The sequence below is a fragment of the Streptomyces cinereoruber genome (assembly GCF_009299385.1).
GTDB classification, from domain to species: domain Bacteria; phylum Actinomycetota; class Actinomycetes; order Streptomycetales; family Streptomycetaceae; genus Streptomyces; species Streptomyces bikiniensis.
Window position 1 is genome coordinate 3067654 of sequence record NZ_CP023693.1, and the last position, 14240, is coordinate 3081893.

General features: G+C 71.8%; 11 protein-coding genes. 8 read left to right on the top strand and 3 right to left on the bottom strand.

Annotation, left to right across the window (positions count from 1 at the left end):
- The first annotated feature begins 9 nt into the window (after positions 1-9).
- The 4 genes from CP977_RS13545 to CP977_RS13560 all read left to right on the top strand — a co-directional run bounded on the left by CP977_RS13545 (position 10) and on the right by CP977_RS13560 (position 6102).
- The gene (locus CP977_RS13545; protein WP_079131179.1) at positions 10-762 is read left to right on the top strand and encodes a TIGR03089 family protein; all 753 of its coding nucleotides are present in this window, start codon (positions 10-12) and stop codon (positions 760-762) included.
- A 266-nt stretch (positions 763-1028) separates the two neighbouring features.
- Entirely contained in the window at positions 1029-2258 is a 1230-nt protein-coding gene (locus CP977_RS13550; protein WP_062755065.1) for an LCP family protein, read from the top strand.
- Positions 2259-2515: 257 nt separating this feature from the next.
- Positions 2516-4300 carry an LCP family protein gene (locus tag CP977_RS13555; RefSeq protein ID WP_062755063.1) on the top strand — a complete coding sequence of 595 codons (1785 nt, stop codon included), beginning with the start codon at positions 2516-2518 and terminating at the stop codon, positions 4298-4300.
- 92 nt (positions 4301-4392) lie between these two features.
- Entirely contained in the window at positions 4393-6102 is a 1710-nt protein-coding gene (locus CP977_RS13560; protein WP_372460790.1) for an LCP family protein, read from the top strand.
- Between the two features lie 88 nt (positions 6103-6190).
- Here the strand turns inward: CP977_RS13560 and CP977_RS13565 are convergent, their stop codons facing one another.
- Entirely contained in the window at positions 6191-7210 is a 1020-nt protein-coding gene (locus CP977_RS13565; RefSeq protein ID WP_152370170.1) for a glycosyltransferase family 2 protein, read from the bottom strand.
- A gap of 176 nt (positions 7211-7386) precedes the next feature.
- Between CP977_RS13565 and CP977_RS13570 the strand changes: the two genes are divergently transcribed.
- The gene (locus CP977_RS13570; protein ID WP_152370171.1) at positions 7387-8841 is read left to right on the top strand and encodes an LCP family protein; all 1455 of its coding nucleotides are present in this window, start codon (positions 7387-7389) and stop codon (positions 8839-8841) included.
- A 157-nt stretch (positions 8842-8998) separates the two neighbouring features.
- Here the strand turns inward: CP977_RS13570 and CP977_RS13575 are convergent, their stop codons facing one another.
- Entirely contained in the window at positions 8999-9532 is a 534-nt protein-coding gene (locus CP977_RS13575; RefSeq protein ID WP_062755057.1) for an acyl-CoA thioesterase, read from the bottom strand.
- A gap of 130 nt (positions 9533-9662) precedes the next feature.
- Between CP977_RS13575 and CP977_RS13580 the strand changes: the two genes are divergently transcribed.
- Complete coding sequence (locus CP977_RS13580; RefSeq protein WP_183953410.1) at positions 9663-10928, top strand: LCP family protein; 1266 nt, start codon at positions 9663-9665, stop codon at positions 10926-10928.
- 61 nt (positions 10929-10989) lie between these two features.
- Here CP977_RS13580 and CP977_RS13585 read toward each other — a convergent pair whose 3' ends face one another.
- On the bottom strand, positions 10990-12147 hold the full coding sequence (locus CP977_RS13585; RefSeq protein WP_109187127.1) for an acyl-CoA dehydrogenase family protein: 1158 nt from the start codon (positions 12145-12147) through the stop codon (positions 10990-10992).
- A 125-nt stretch (positions 12148-12272) separates the two neighbouring features.
- On the opposite strand from CP977_RS13585, the gene CP977_RS13590 reads away from it, so the two are divergent.
- Together CP977_RS13590 and CP977_RS13595 are read left to right on the top strand one after the other, a co-directional pair.
- Positions 12273-13598 carry a UDP-glucose dehydrogenase family protein gene (locus CP977_RS13590; protein ID WP_062755053.1) on the top strand — a complete coding sequence of 442 codons (1326 nt, stop codon included), beginning with the start codon at positions 12273-12275 and terminating at the stop codon, positions 13596-13598.
- A gap of 27 nt (positions 13599-13625) precedes the next feature.
- Positions 13626-14207 (top strand): hypothetical protein, encoded by a 582-nt coding sequence (locus CP977_RS13595; RefSeq protein ID WP_152370172.1) that lies wholly within the window; start codon positions 13626-13628, stop codon positions 14205-14207.
- Positions 14208-14240: the final 33 nt, after the last annotated feature.

A 14240-nucleotide genomic window follows, 5' to 3' on the forward strand; every position in this document is an offset into this window, starting at 1 on the left:
CTGTCCGGCGTGAACGCCAGCGACCGCACCCCCGCCGACCTGCTGCGATCCGCGCTCGCCGCGGACGCCGCCCGCCCCTTGGTCACCTTCTACGACGACGCCACCGGTGAACGGGTGGAATTGTCCGTCGCCACCTTCGCCAATTGGGTGGCCAAGACGGCGAACCTGATCCAGGGCGAGCTGTCCGCCGGACCCGGCGACCGGGTCTCGCTGCTGCTGCCCGCGCACTGGCAGACCGCCGTCTGGCTGCTCGCCTGTTCCTCGGTGGGCGTGACCGTCGAGCTCGGCGGCGACCCGGCCGGCGCGGACGTCGTGGTCGCGGGCCCGGAGACCCTGGAGGCGGGCCTCGCCTGCTCCGGGGAGCGGATCGCGCTCTCCCTGGCGCCGCTGGGCCGCCGGTTCCCCGCCGCGCCCGCCGGTTACGCGGACTACGCGGTCGAGGTCCCGAGCCAGGGCGACCGGTTCGCCCCGTTCGTACCGGTCGATCCGGACGCCCCCGCCCTGGTCGTCGGCGGTGTGGAGCGCAGTGGCGTCGAACTCGTCGCGCAGGCCCGCGTGGACGCGGCGTCGCTCGGCCTCGCCCCCGGCTCCCGGCTGCTCTCCGGGCTCGGCTACGGGGACTGGACCGGCGTCTCGACCGGTCTGTACGCGCCGCTCGCCGCCGGCGGTTCGGTGGTGCTGTGCCGGAACCTGGACCGGCTCGCGCCCGAGGCGTTCGAGAAGCGGGTGGAGAGCGAGCGGGTGACGGACACCGCCCTGTGAGGCCCTTCGCCGGGTGAGCCCCGCCGCCGCGCACGCGTCACCGCCGGGTGAGCCCCACCGTCGTACGAGCCCCGCCGCCCCGGCGCGACCGCACCCGTTCGGCCCAGCGTCGGGCCGGGTCCCCGGGTTCGCGCGCCCGGTCCGGTGGATGATCGGTGGAGGGGAGTCGTCTCCTTCCGCACCACCACGCGTCGGGCCCGGCCGGCCCCTCCCACGGCCGGCGGCCGTCCGGCGCGCCGCCGACGCCACGAAGGACGGACGCAGACGTGACGGACCGCGCAGGCACGCCCGCCGAACCGGACCCCCCGGCACCCGAGGACGGGGCCTCCGGGGGCACGGCGGCGGGCGACGCGGCCGGCGCCCCGGAGGGGCCGGGGCCCGGCGCCCCCGGGAAGCGGCGCCGCCACTGGCTGCGCTGGACGGCCCTCGGCGTCTCCGTCGTCCTGCTCGGCGCGGCCGGGGCCGGCTGGTGGTTCTACCGGAAGCTCGACGGCAACATCACCACGGACACCACCGCCGCCGACGAGCTGCGCAGGTACGAGAAGGAGCGGCCGCCCGCGAGCTCGACGGCCGCCCGGAACATCCTGCTCATCGGCTCGGACACCCGGTCCGGCGAGGGGAACGAGCGGTACGGCAGGGACAAGGGGACCGAGCGCTCCGACACGGTGATCCTGCTGCACCTGGCGGCGGGGAAGGGGAGCGCGACCGCCGTCTCCCTGCCCCGCGACCTGATGGTGACGGTCCCGAGCTGCCGCGAGCCCGACGGGTCCCGCACCCGGGAGCAGTTCGCGCAGTTCAACCTGGCCTTCGAGGTCGGCGGTACGGCGTGCACGATCCGTACCGTCGAGAAGCTGACCGGGACGCGGATCGACCACCACATGGTGATCGACTTCCAGGGCTTCAAGAAGATGGTGGACGCCGTGGACGGGGTGGAGGTCTGCCTCAAGGAGCCCGTGGACGACCCCGACGCGCATCTGAAGCTGCCGGCGGGGCGCCAGACGCTCCACGGGGAGCAGGCCCTCGGTTTCGTACGGGCCAGGAAGTCGCTCGGCAACGGCAGCGACACCGAACGCATGGACCGCCAGCAGCAGTTCCTCGGCGCCCTCGTCAACAAGGTGCAGAGCAACGGGGTCCTGCTGAACCCGACCAGGCTCTATCCGGTCCTGGACGCGGCCACGAAGTCGATCACGACCGACGCGGGGCTCGACTCGCTGCGGGACCTGTACGACCTGGCGCGCTCGATGCGGGCGATCCCGACCGAGCGGGTGCAGTTCCTCACGGTCCCCCGGCGCCCGTACACGTACAACGCGAACCGGGACGAACTGGTGCAGCCCGCCGCGAGTCAGCTCTTCGAGCAACTGCGGGAGGACAGGCCCGTGGTGGTGACGCCCGGCGAGAAGGACGAGGAGCGGAGGTCCGACGCGGAGGCCTCCCCGAGCCCGGCTCCGACGCCGACGTTCACCGGACGGAACGCGGCGGAGGGGATCTGCTCCTGACCGGGGCGCGGGGAGGGCGGGTAAAAGGTGGGCCAAGGGGAGGGGCAAGAGGGTTGCGGTTTGGGCGGATTGCCCGGTTGTAAGGCGCGTGGAATTTGTCACGGACGTCGCTCCGCGCTGAACTGGGCGGATAGTGTGACCCGATCCGGTGTACCCCGACCACGTGGTCGTCACACTCACCAGGGATCGAACGACCGAGAAAGCGGCGCCCGGGGGGAGGGCGCCTCGCGTGGCACCGACGGAGGACTCGAGTAACCGTGGACGCGCACAGCCGTGGACGGGCGGACGAGATCGACCCCGCCGACCAGTGGGTACTCAACCCGCAGACGGGCAACTACGAACTGCGACTGGACCACTCCGCTGGGCAGTCGGCGACCCCGTCCCGGTCCCACGGCTCCCCCGCCGCCGCGACCGGGACCGCCGCGGCCGAGAGCTCCGAGGGCGGTACCGCCACCGCCACCGGGAGCCGCACCTCCACCGCCACCGAGGCCCCCGTCCCCGGCCAGCGCCGGCGGCGGGTCCCCGAGCAGACCCGGGGCGGCCGGCAGGCGCCCCCGAGCCGCCGCCGACCCAAGCAGGGCGCCTCGCGCAAGAAGAAGGTCCTGATGTGGACCGGCGGCGCGATGGCCTTCGTCCTCGTGGGCGGCGCCACCGGCGCGTACCTGCTCTACAACAAGCTCAACGGCAACATCGGCACGGTGGACGTCGGCGACGCGGCGCTCGACACGCCCGGCATGGACGGCCCGCTCAACATCCTGATCATCGGCAACGACGTCCGCACCGGTGAGGGCAACGAGAGCTACGGGAACAAGACCAACGTCACCGGCCACGCCGACACCACGTTCCTCATCCACATCGCCGAGGACCGGACCAACGCGACGGCGCTGAGCATCCCCCGGGACCTCAAGACCGAGATCCCGGACTGTCCCACGAAGCAGCCCGACGGCTCGACCAAGGTCATCCCCGGCTCGGTCGGGAAGACCAAGTTCAACGAGTCGTTCGGCGTGAACGGCCGCGACCCGGGCTGCACGATGCGCACCGTCACGCAGATGACCGGCATAGGGATCAACCACTTCATGATGGTCGATTTCAACGCCGTCAAGACGCTGTCGGCGGCCGTCGGCGGCGTGGAGGTCTGCCTGACCAAGCCCATCCAGGACAAGAACTACTCCAAGCTCAACCTTCCCGCGGGCGAGCACCGGATCCAGGGCGAGCAGGCGCTCGCGTTCCTGCGCAACCGCCACGGCCTCGGCAACGAGAGCGACCTGGACCGCATCAAGATGCAGCAGCAGTTCCTCGCCTCGATGCTGCGCCAGTTGAAGGAAGACACCCTGAGCAGCCCGACGCAGCTGCTCTCGGTCGCGAACGCGGCGACCGAGGCGCTCACCGTGGACAAGGGGATAGGAAGCGCGCTGAAGCTGACCTCACTGGCCAAGGAGATCGGGAAGGTCGACCTGAAGAACATCAGCTTCATGACCGTCCCGGTGGTCGACAACCCGGACGAGCCGCCGACCAAGAGGGCGACCGTGGTCCTCGACTCCACCAAGGCTCCGCAGGTGTTCGAGATGATCCGGGGCGACGTCTCCTTCACCGAGGTGAAGAAGAAGGAGCAGGACGCCAAGAACGCCCAGGCGCAGGCCCAGGCGAAGCTCCTCCAGGGCGCGCGGTCCACCGCGGCCGACGTGCGCGTCGACGTCTACAACGGCAGCGGCATCCAGGGGGCGGCCCAGTCGACCCTGAACTGGCTGCAGAACGAGCAGGGCGTGCTCCGCTCGGCCAACAAGAGCAACGCCCCCGAGAAGGCGGCGAAGACCACGCTCGCCTACGCACCGAACCAGGCCGATCAGGCCCGCGCGCTCGCGGACATGATGGGTCTGCCCGCCACGGCGCTCAAGCCGGGCACGCAGGACGCCGGGGAGATGGAGCCCATGACGCTCGTCCTCGGCGCCGACTTCAAGGGCGCGGGGGTGCCCGTCAACGGCCCGGCGAAGGCGCCGGACGTCGAGAAGGTAGAAGCCGACAAGCAGGTGTGCGCCAAGTGACCCGGAACCACCGGGGCTCGGCGCGCGCCTGATTCACGAGGGGACCTGGGGTGGGACAGAGCAGCGTGCGTGGGGAGGGGACGCGGGGAAGCGTGCCGCGCGCCCGTGAACTGGGCTGGGACGACGATCTGCACGGGGCCGGCGAGGCGACCGGCGCCGACCCTTCCGACTCGCCGGAGGCCTCCGGCGAGTCCTCCGGCGGGACCACCCGCGCGGAGCGGCGGCGGGGCGCGGCGGCCGGTGACGCGCGTAGCGGCCACCGCCGCGGCGGCTCGCGGCGACGCCCCCGGAAGGGCGCCGACAAGAAGGCCGGCAAGCGCAAGGCGCTGCGCTGGGTGGCGATCACCCTGGCGGTGCTGATACTCGGGACGGCCGGCGCCGGATACCTGTACTACGAGCACCTGAACGGCAACATCCGCGGCGGCAGCCGCGCGGGCGGCAACAGCGGCGTCAAGAAGGCCGCGCCGAACGCGCTGGGCGACACCCCGCTGAACATCCTGATGATCGGCTCGGACGACCGGAGCGACGAGAAGAACGTCGCCCTGGGCGGCGGCAAGAACGACCGGGACCGCAAGCCGCTGGCCGACGTGCAGATGCTGCTGCACATCTCGGCGGACCGGGAGAACGCCTCGATCGTCTCCATCCCCCGCGACACGGTCGTCCCGATCCCCGAGTGCAAGGACGAGCAGGGCACGACCTACCCGGCCACGACCAACCGGCCGATCAACGAGAGCCTGCAGCGCGGCGGTCCCGGCTGCACCCTCACCACCTGGGAGAACCTCACCGGGGTCTACGTCGACCACTGGATGATGGTCGACTTCAACGGTGTCGTGGCGATGGCCGACGAGATCGGCGGCGTCCCGGTCTGCGTGAAGACCGGCGTCCACGACAAGTCGACCCGGGACGTGAAGGGCGGCTCGGGCCTGAAGCTGAAGAAGGGCACCACCGAGGTCCAGGGCGAGCAGGCCCTCCAGTGGCTGCGCACCCGGCACGCGTTCGGCAGCGACCAGAACCGCGCCAAGGCCCAGCACATGTACATGAACGGCATGATGAAGAAGCTCCAGAGCCAGAACGCCTGGACCGACACCGGCCGTCTGATGGGCCTGGCCGACACCGCCACGCGGGCCCTCCAGGTCTCCGACGAGATCAAGAGCGTGAAGAAGCTCTTCGACCTGTCGATGCAGCTCAAGAACGTCAAGATCGACCGCCTGACGACGGCGACGATCCCGACGAAGCCCTACCCCGGGAACCCCAAGGCGTGGCTGGAGCCGGTACAGGCGTCCGCCGACAAGATGTGGACGATGCTCCGTGACGACATCGCCTACGACAAGAACGGCGGCAAGCCGAAGCCGACGGCCTCCGCGAAGCCGAAGGTGCCCGCCGACGCCCCCGGTTCCTACGACGTGACGATCGTCAACGGCACCGACGGCAACGACGAGGCCGCCGTCCAGGGCCGCGCCGGCACGCTGGCCGAGACGCTCCGGGGCAAGGGCTTCACCCGGGCCGAGTCCTCCTCGGAGGGCGGCCCCCGCAAGGACACCGTGGTCGTCTACCCCAAGGACGCCGGCGACAAGGGCAAGGCGAACGCCCAGGCGGTGGCCGTGGCGCTCGGGCTGCCCGAGTCCGCGGTCCGGATCGACGCGAAGGCCGAGGGCATCAAGCTGATCGTCGGCGCCGACTGGCGCGAGGGCGCGGTCTACAAGAGGCCGACGCACACCGCGGGCGACCTGCCCGAGGGCGCCGACGACAAGGCGGAGTGCATGGACGTCTACTCGGTCTACCAGTGGGACGGGAAGAGCTGACCCGTTCCCCCGACACACGGCGACGGCCGGGCCCCGGAAAGGGGCCCGGCCGTCGCCGTTCTCACGCGTACGCGTAGGGGTACGGCCCTCAGACCGTCTCCGTCTCCCCCGCCGTCACCGCCGGGCGGCGGCTCGCGATGACCTTCTTCGCGAGGGAGCGGGGGCTGGTGAGGAAGCCGTAGCCCCAGGACATGTGCATGGTGGCGAGGGCCACCGGGATCCGGAGGCGGGCCTTGAGGGGGAGGCCCTTGCCCGCCGGGACCGAACCGACGGTGATCGCGGCGAGGTAGCCGGCCGGGACCACGAAGCCGAGCGGGGTGACGAGGGCGCCCACGACCACGCCGGCGGCGATGGCGCAGACGGCGGTCGGCGGGGCCAGGTAGCGGAGGTTGATGGAGCCCTGGTGGTAGCGGGCCACCACGTGGCGCCAACGCCCGTAGTCCTTGTACTGCTTGGCGAGGGCCTTCACCGAGGGCCGGGGGCGGTACTGGACGCGCAGCTCCGGCGAGAACCAGATCAGGCCGCCCGCCTCGCGGATGCGGAAGTTCAGCTCCCAGTCCTGGGCGCGGATGAACTCCACGTTGTAGCCGCCCTGTTGCTCCAGGGCCTCGCGGCGGAAGACGCCCAGGTACACGGTCTCGGCGGGGCCCGCCTCGCCGCCGGTGTGGAAGGCGGCGTTGCCGACGCCGATCTTCGAGGTCATCGCGGCGGCGACCGCGTCCTCCCAGGCGTTCTCGCCCTCGGCGTGCATGATGCCGCCGACGTTCTGCGCGCCGGTCTCCTCCAGGAGCCGCACGGCGGTGGCGATGTAGTTCGGGGAGAGCATCCCGTGGCCGTCGACGCGCACCACGATCGGGTGGCGGGAGGCCGCGATCGCCGCGTTGAGGGCGGCGGGCGTACGGCCCGTGGGGTTGGGCACGGTGTGGACCCTGGGGTCCTCGCGGACGAGTTCGGCGGCGATCTCGTCGGTGCGGTCCGTGGACGGGCCGAGCGCGATCACCACCTCCATCTCGCCGTCGTACTCCTGCTCCAGGATGTGGCGGACGGAGTTGCGCAGGTGCCGCTCCTCGTTGAGGACCGGCATGATCACGGAGACGGGGGGCAGCATGGTTCCTCGGCGGTGCGGGGGGCGTCCCCCGCGAGACGGAGACGGTGTTTTCGCCCGCCACGTTACCGCGAACGGGGGACACGGGTGCGCGCCGCACGGGTGGCGCTCCCTTGCGCTGATCGTATGGGACTACGGTGCTCACGGCCCCCTTGTCCCACCCGCGGAGGTGTCCGTCCGTGCCCACACCGCCCCGCACGCCCCGTCCCCGGCCCGCCGCCCGCCGCGTACCGGCGCGCCGGCCGCGGCGGCGGTGGGGGATGCGGATGGCGACGGCGCTCTCCGTGACGGTCCTCGCGGCGGGCGGGATCGGGCACGCGCTGGTGACCGGCCTGGACACCGGGCTCACCCGGGTCGATCCCTTCAAGGACATGAAGAACCGGCCGCTGGCCGGGCACGGGACGAACGTCCTCGTCGTCGGCACGGACGGCCGGGACCGGATCACCCCGGAGGAGCGGGCGAAGTACCGGCTGGGCGGCGCGCCCTGCAACTGCACCGACACGGTGATGCTGGTGCACATCTCGGAGGACCGGGACCGGGCGAGCGTGGTGAGCCTGCCCCGCGACTCGTACGCCGAGATGCCCGAGCACACCGACCTCACCAGCGGCGAGAAGCACCAGGCGCACCCGGTGAAGCTGAACGCGGCCTACGCGGAGGGCGGGCCCGCGCTGACCGTGCGGACCGTCGAGTCGATGACCGGCGTCAAGATCGACCACTACCTGGAGGTCGACTTCACCAGTTTCATGCGGACCGTGGACGCGGTCGGCGGGGTGCGGATCTGTACGACGAAGCCGCTGAAGGACGCGTACACCGGGCTCGACCTGGCCCCCGGCACCCATGAGCTGGACGGTGGGCGGGCCCTCCAGTACGTGCGCTCCCGGCACATCGACGGGGCCGCCGACATCGGGCGGATGCAGCGGCAGCAGAAGTTCCTGGCGGCGCTGGTGGAGCGGGTGACGAGCGGCGGGGTGCTGTTCAACCCGGTGCGGTTCCGGGCGGTGGCCACGAGCATGCTCGGCTCCGTGCGGGCCGACGAGGGCTTCGGCACGGACCAGATGCTGTCGCTCTCCAAGGCGATGCGCGGCTTCACCCCGGCGTCGTCGGAGTTCGTGTCCGTGCCGGTCGGGGACATGAGCTTCCCCGTGAAGGGCATCGGCTCGACGGTGAAGTGGGACGCGGCGAAGGCGCAGCAGCTCTTCCAGGCGCTGCGGGAGGACCGGCCGATCGCCTCGGCGCAGCCGCCGGCCCCGGCGAAGACGCCGAAGGACGTCGTGGTGGACGTGGCGCCGGACACGGTCCGGGTGCAGGTCTACAACGGGACCCGGACGGCCGGCCTCGGCCGGAAGGCCGACGACGCGCTGCGCGCGACCGGCTTCGCGACCACCGGGGCCCCGAGGACGGCGGCGGGGACGGAGCGGGCGCGCACGGTCGTGGAGTACGACCCTCGCTGGGACCGCTCGGCGAAGTCCCTGGCGGCGGCCCTGCCGGGCGCGGAGCTGAAGGCGGTGGCGGGCAGGGGCGGGACGCTGCGGGTGGTCGTGGGGGCGGACTACAAGGGGGTGCGGGCGGTGCGGACGGAGGAGCCGGAGAAGCCGTTCGAGGCGGTGAGGGGGGACCGGGTGGTGTGCCCGTAGCTCCTCGGCCCCTCGGGCCGGGGCGGGCCGAGCCGTGGGTACGGGGGCCGGGGCGGGCCGAGCCGTGGGTACGGGGGCCGGGGCGGGCCGAGCCGTGGGTACGGGGGCCGGGGCGGGCCGAGCCGTGGGTACGGGGGCGGGCCCGGGCCCGTACCCCTCAGTCCTCGTACCCCTCCGCCGCGCGGCGCTCCCTCAGCTCCTTGATCGCCTGGCGGCGGGCCAGGCGGTGGGTGCGGCGGATCTGGGCCTCCTGGTTGCGGCGCCTGTCCTTCTCCGTCTCCGGAACGACCTGCGGGACCGGGCGGGGCTTGCCCTCCGCGTCGACGGCGGCGAAGACCAGGTAGGCGGAGCCGACCTGGGTGGCGGGCGTGGACTCGTTCCAGCGCTCGGCCATGACCCGTACGCCGACCTCCATCGAGGACCGGCCCGTCCAGTTGACCTGGGCCTTCACGTGCACCAGGTCGCCGACCCTGACCGGCTCCAGGAAGACCATCTCGTCCATGGAGGCGGTCACGGCGGGCCCGCCCGAGTGCCGGCCCGCGACGGCGCCCGCCGCGTCGTCCACCAGCTTCATGATCACGCCGCCGTGCACCGTGCCCAGGAGGTTGGTGTCGTGGCTGGTCATGATGTGGCTGAGGGTGGTGCGGGAGGCCGAGGTGGGCTTGCCCGGGATATCGCCCTGATCTGTCATGCCCTCCACCTTATGCCGGGTCCCCGCGACGCCCCCGTTCGGTCCGCTTTGCATCAGCTTGGCAACAGCCCCGCCCCGATCCTCCACCCGGTCTGTCGCCCGGAAACCCCCGCCCGGCACACTGGTCCACATGAATGACTGGCCCGATGACGGCGGATACGGCCGCGGCCCCGCGAACCCCCAGCCCGAGGGTCCCCGCAGGATGAGCCACGTGCAGCGCCCGCAGGTTCCGCAGCAGCCGCCCCGTTACGACCAGGGCCACAACCCGAGCTTCACGCAGGCGCAGGGCACCGGCTACGACTCCGGCTACAACACGGGGCAGGTCTACGGCGGCGCCCAGGGCGGCGGCAACCGGGGCGGCATCCCCCCGCAGTACACGCCCCCGGGCTCCGGCGGCTCCGGCACCGGTCCCGCCCCGGACTGGCGCAAGCGGATCAAGGTCGGCTCGATCGTCCTCGTCGTCGGCGTCCTCGCCTGGGGCATCGGCACGTACGCCTGGGCCAGCTCGCAGATGCGCAACGAGGTGGACCTCTCCAAGGTCATCGAGCGCCCCTCCGAGGGCGACTGCACCACGTACCTGATCGTCGGCTCCGACAGCCGCGAGGGCATGACGGCCGAGGAGAAGAAGAAGCTGCACACCGGCTCCGCCGAGGGCAAGCGGACCGACTCGATGATGATCCTCGCGGCCTGCTCCAGCGGGAACACGATGGTCTCGCTGCCCCGCGACTCCTGGGTGACGATCCCCAACTTCGTGGGCTCCGAGTCGGGCAAGACGTTCCCGGCCCGCGGCGGCGCCAAGCTGAACGCGGCCTACGCGATGGACGGCCCCGAGCTGCTCGTGCGGACCGTGGAGTACAACACCGGGCTGCGCATCGACCACTACGCGGAGATCGGCTTCGCCGGCTTCGCGAACATCGTGGACGCGCTCGGCGGCGTCGAGCTGAACATCGAGAAGGGCTTCAAGGACAAGAAGTCCGGCGCGGACTTCCAGGCCGGCACGCAGACCCTCAACGGCGAGCAGGCCCTGGCCTTCGTCCGCACCCGGTACGCGTTCGCCGAGTCGGACCTGGCGCGCACGAAGAACCAGCAGAAGTTCCTCTCGGCCCTGGCCAACCAGGCGGCGACGCCGGGCACGATCCTCAACCCGTTCGCGCTGTACCCGACGCTGGGCGCCGGCCTGGACACGCTGATCGTGGACAAGGACATGTCGCTGTACGACCTCGGCAAGATGTTCTTCGCGATGAAGGGCATCAGCGGCGGCGACGGCAGGTCCATGAACATGCCGATCGCGGGCACCGCGCCGCAGGGGTCCCTGAAGTGGGACATGCCGAAGGTGAAGCAGCTGGTGGAGCAGATCAGGAACGACGAGAAGGTCACGGTCGAGTCGAACCGCTGACCGGCCGACTGAGTGAGGGCGCCCCCGCCGTGTGACGGGGGCGCCCTTCTCCGTGCCGTGCCTACGGGAGGTTGCGGGCCATGACGATGCGCTGGACCTGGTTGGTGCCTTCGTAGATCTGGGTGATCTTGGCGTCGCGCATCATGCGTTCGACGGGGTAGTCGCGGGTGTAGCCGTAGCCGCCCAGGAGCTGGACGGCGTCGGTGGTGACCTCCATGGCGACGTCGGAGGCGAAGCACTTGGCCGCCGCGCCGAAGAAGGTCAGGTCCCCGTCCACGCGCTCGGACTTGGCGGCGGCGGCGTAGGTGAGCTGGCGGGCGGCTTCGAGCTTCATGGCCATGTCGGCGAGCATGAACTGCACGCCCTGGAAGTCGGCGATCGGCTTGCCGAACTGCTTGCGCTCCTTGACGTAGCCCTTGGCGTAGTCCAGGGCGCCCTGGGCGATGCCGATGGCCTGCGCGGCGATGGTGATGCGGGTGTGGTCCAGGGTCTTCATGGCGGTGGCGAACCCGGTGCCCTCCGCGCCGATCATGCGGCTCGCGGGGATGCGGACGTTGTCGAGGTAGACCTCGCGGGTCGGGGAGCCCTTGATGCCCAGCTTCTTCTCCGGCGCGCCGAAGGAGACCCCCTCGTCGTCCTTGTCGACCACGAAGGCGGAGATGCCCTTGGAGCGCTTGTCGGGGTCGGTGACGGCCATCACCGTGTAGTACTGCGACACCCCGGCGTTCGTGATCCACCGCTTGACGCCGTTGAGGATCCAGAAGTCGCCGTCGCGCACCGCGCGGGTCTTCATCCCGGCCGCGTCCGAGCCGGCGTCCGGCTCGGAGAGGGCGTAGGAGAACATCGCGTCGCCCTTGGCCAGCGGGCCCAGGAACTTCGCCTTCAGCTCCTCCGAGCCGGACAGGACCACCGGCAGCGAGCCCAGCTTGTTCACCGCCGGGATCAGCGACGAGGACCCGCACACCCGGGCGACCTCCTCGATCACGATCACCGTCGCCAGCGCGTCCGCCCCCGCACCCCCATAGGACTCGGGCACGTGCACCGCGTGCAGGTCATTGGCGACCAGCGCGTCCAGGGCCTCCTGCGGGAACCGCCCCTCCTCGTCCACCTCCGCCGCGAACGGCGCGATCTTCGCCTCCGCCAGCGCACGCACCGACTCCCGGAGCATGTCGTGCTCCTCCGAAGGACGGTACAGATCGAAATCGCGAGAACCTGCCACGCTCACTCACTCCCACGCTTGCTAACTACCGTTAAGTAACCCAAATGGTAGGGCGTGCCCGAGCCTCCGACCAGGGCACGGCTATGCTCGGGCAGGCATTCCGCCCGACCCCTCTGGAGTACCGCATGGCCCTCAAGATCACCGTGATCGGCACCGGCTACCTCGGCGCCACGCACGCCGCGGCCATGGCGGAGCTGGGCTTCGAGGTGCTGGGGCTCGACGTCGTGCCCGAGAAGATCGAGCTGCTGTCCTCCGGCCGGGTCCCCATGTACGAGCCGGGGCTCGAAGAGCTGCTCGCGAAGCACGTGGCCGGCATCGAGGGGTCGAGCGGCCGGCTGCGGTTCACCACCTCCTGGGAGGAGGTCGGCGCCTTCGGCGACGTGCACTTCGTCTGCGTGAACACCCCGCAGAAGCACGGCGAGTACGCCTGCGACATGAGCTACGTGGACGCCGCCTTCGCCTCCCTCGCCGGGGTCGTACGGGAAGGGGCCCTGGTCGTCGGCAAGTCGACCGTGCCCGTCGGCTCTGCCGAGCGGCTCGCGGCCCTGCTCCCGGCCGGCGTCGAGCTGGCCTGGAACCCCGAGTTCCTGCGGGAGGGCTTCGCCGTGGACGACACCCTGCACCCGGACCGGATCGTGGTCGGCGTGCGCGGCGAGCGGGCCGAGAAGCTGCTGCGCGAGGTGTACGCGGTGCCGGTCGGCGAGGGCTCGCCGTTCGTCGTGACCGACTTCCCGACCGCCGAGCTGGTGAAGACCGCCGCGAACTCCTTCCTCGCCACCAAGATCTCCTTCATCAACGCGATGGCGGAGGTCTGCGAGGCCGCGGACGGCGACGTCGCCAAGCTGGCGGAGGCCATCGGGCACGACGACCGGATCGGTGCCAAGTTCCTGCGGGCCGGCATCGGCTTCGGCGGCGGGTGCCTGCCGAAGGACATCCGGGCGTTCATGGCCCGGGCGGGCGAGCTGGGCGCCGACCAGGCGCTGACCTTCCTCCGCGAGATCGACTCCATCAACATGCGGCGGCGCGGCCAGATGGTCGAGATGGCCCGCGAGGCCCTGGGCGGGAACTCCTTCCTGGGCCGCCGGGTCGCCGTCCTCGGCGCCACCTTCAAGCCGGACTCGGACGACGTCCGCGACTCCCCCGCGCTGAACGTGGCCGGGCAGATACACCTCCAGGGCGGCCAGGTCACCGTCTACGACCCGAAGGGCATGGAGAACGCCCGCCGCCTCTTCCCGACCCTGGGGTACGCGGACTCGGCCCTGGAGGCCGTGCGCGGGGCGGACGTGGTGCTGCACCTGACGGAGTGGCGCGAGTTCCGCGAGCTGGACCCGGCGGAGCTGGGCGGGGCCGTCTCCGCCCGGATCGTCCTCGACGGCCGCAACGCGCTCGACGCGGCCCGGTGGCGGGCGGCGGGCTGGACGTACCGGGCGATGGGGCGTCCGCGGGCGTAGCGCCGGGAAACCAGGGGGGACAAGCGCATGCGCGCCGCTGTGAACAGATGCGTACGGACCGCCGCCGCGCTCGCCGTCGGCGCGGCACTCGTCACCGGGTGCGGCGGCGGGGCGGAGGGCCCGGCCGCCGCCTTCGGCGGGGAGGCCGTCGGGGCGGACCTGGACGCGGCGGGCGAGGCCGTCGGCCTGTCCGGCGGCGAGAAGGCCGGGACCCCGACGTACGACGGCCCGGCCGGGGATCCGTCCGACGGCCCGCCCACCGCCGAGGAGCGGAGGCGGAAGGACCTGATGAACCGGATGGCCGCCTGCTCGGTCGCCTGGATGCCCGTGCTCACGAAGGGCGCGGCGGCCCCCGCCGAGACGGAACGGCGGTTCGGCGCCGTGCTCGCGGCCCTCGCGGAACGCGGCTGGAAGGAGCACGAGGCCGTCGAGCGGACACCGCTCGACGAGGAGGGCTTCGTGCTCATGGCCGCGTACAAGAAGCGGGGATGGACCCTCTTCGCCCAGCACAACGAGATGGGCGCGGTCCACGTGACCTCGGTCACGGCTACGGAGGACGTCTGCACCGCCCGGTTCACGGAAGAGGAACTGAAGCTCCTGGAGAGCTAGGGCCTGTCCGGGGCGTGGGGCCTTGCCGGGCGT

Bases quoted from the DNA above. Each gene is read 5' to 3' on its own strand.
- CP977_RS13590 (WP_062755053.1), top strand. From the start codon at position 12,273: ATGGCCCTCAAGATCACCGTGATCGGCACCGGCTACCTCGGCGCCACG.
- CP977_RS13595 (WP_152370172.1), top strand. From the start codon at position 13,626: ATGCGCGCCGCTGTGAACAGATGCGTACGGACCGCCGCCGCGCTCGCC.
- CP977_RS13565 (WP_152370170.1), bottom strand. From the start codon at position 7,210: ATGCTGCCCCCCGTCTCCGTGATCATGCCGGTCCTCAACGAGGAGCGG.
- CP977_RS13580 (WP_183953410.1), top strand. From the start codon at position 9,663: ATGAATGACTGGCCCGATGACGGCGGATACGGCCGCGGCCCCGCGAAC.
- CP977_RS13575 (WP_062755057.1), bottom strand. From the start codon at position 9,532: ATGACAGATCAGGGCGATATCCCGGGCAAGCCCACCTCGGCCTCCCGC.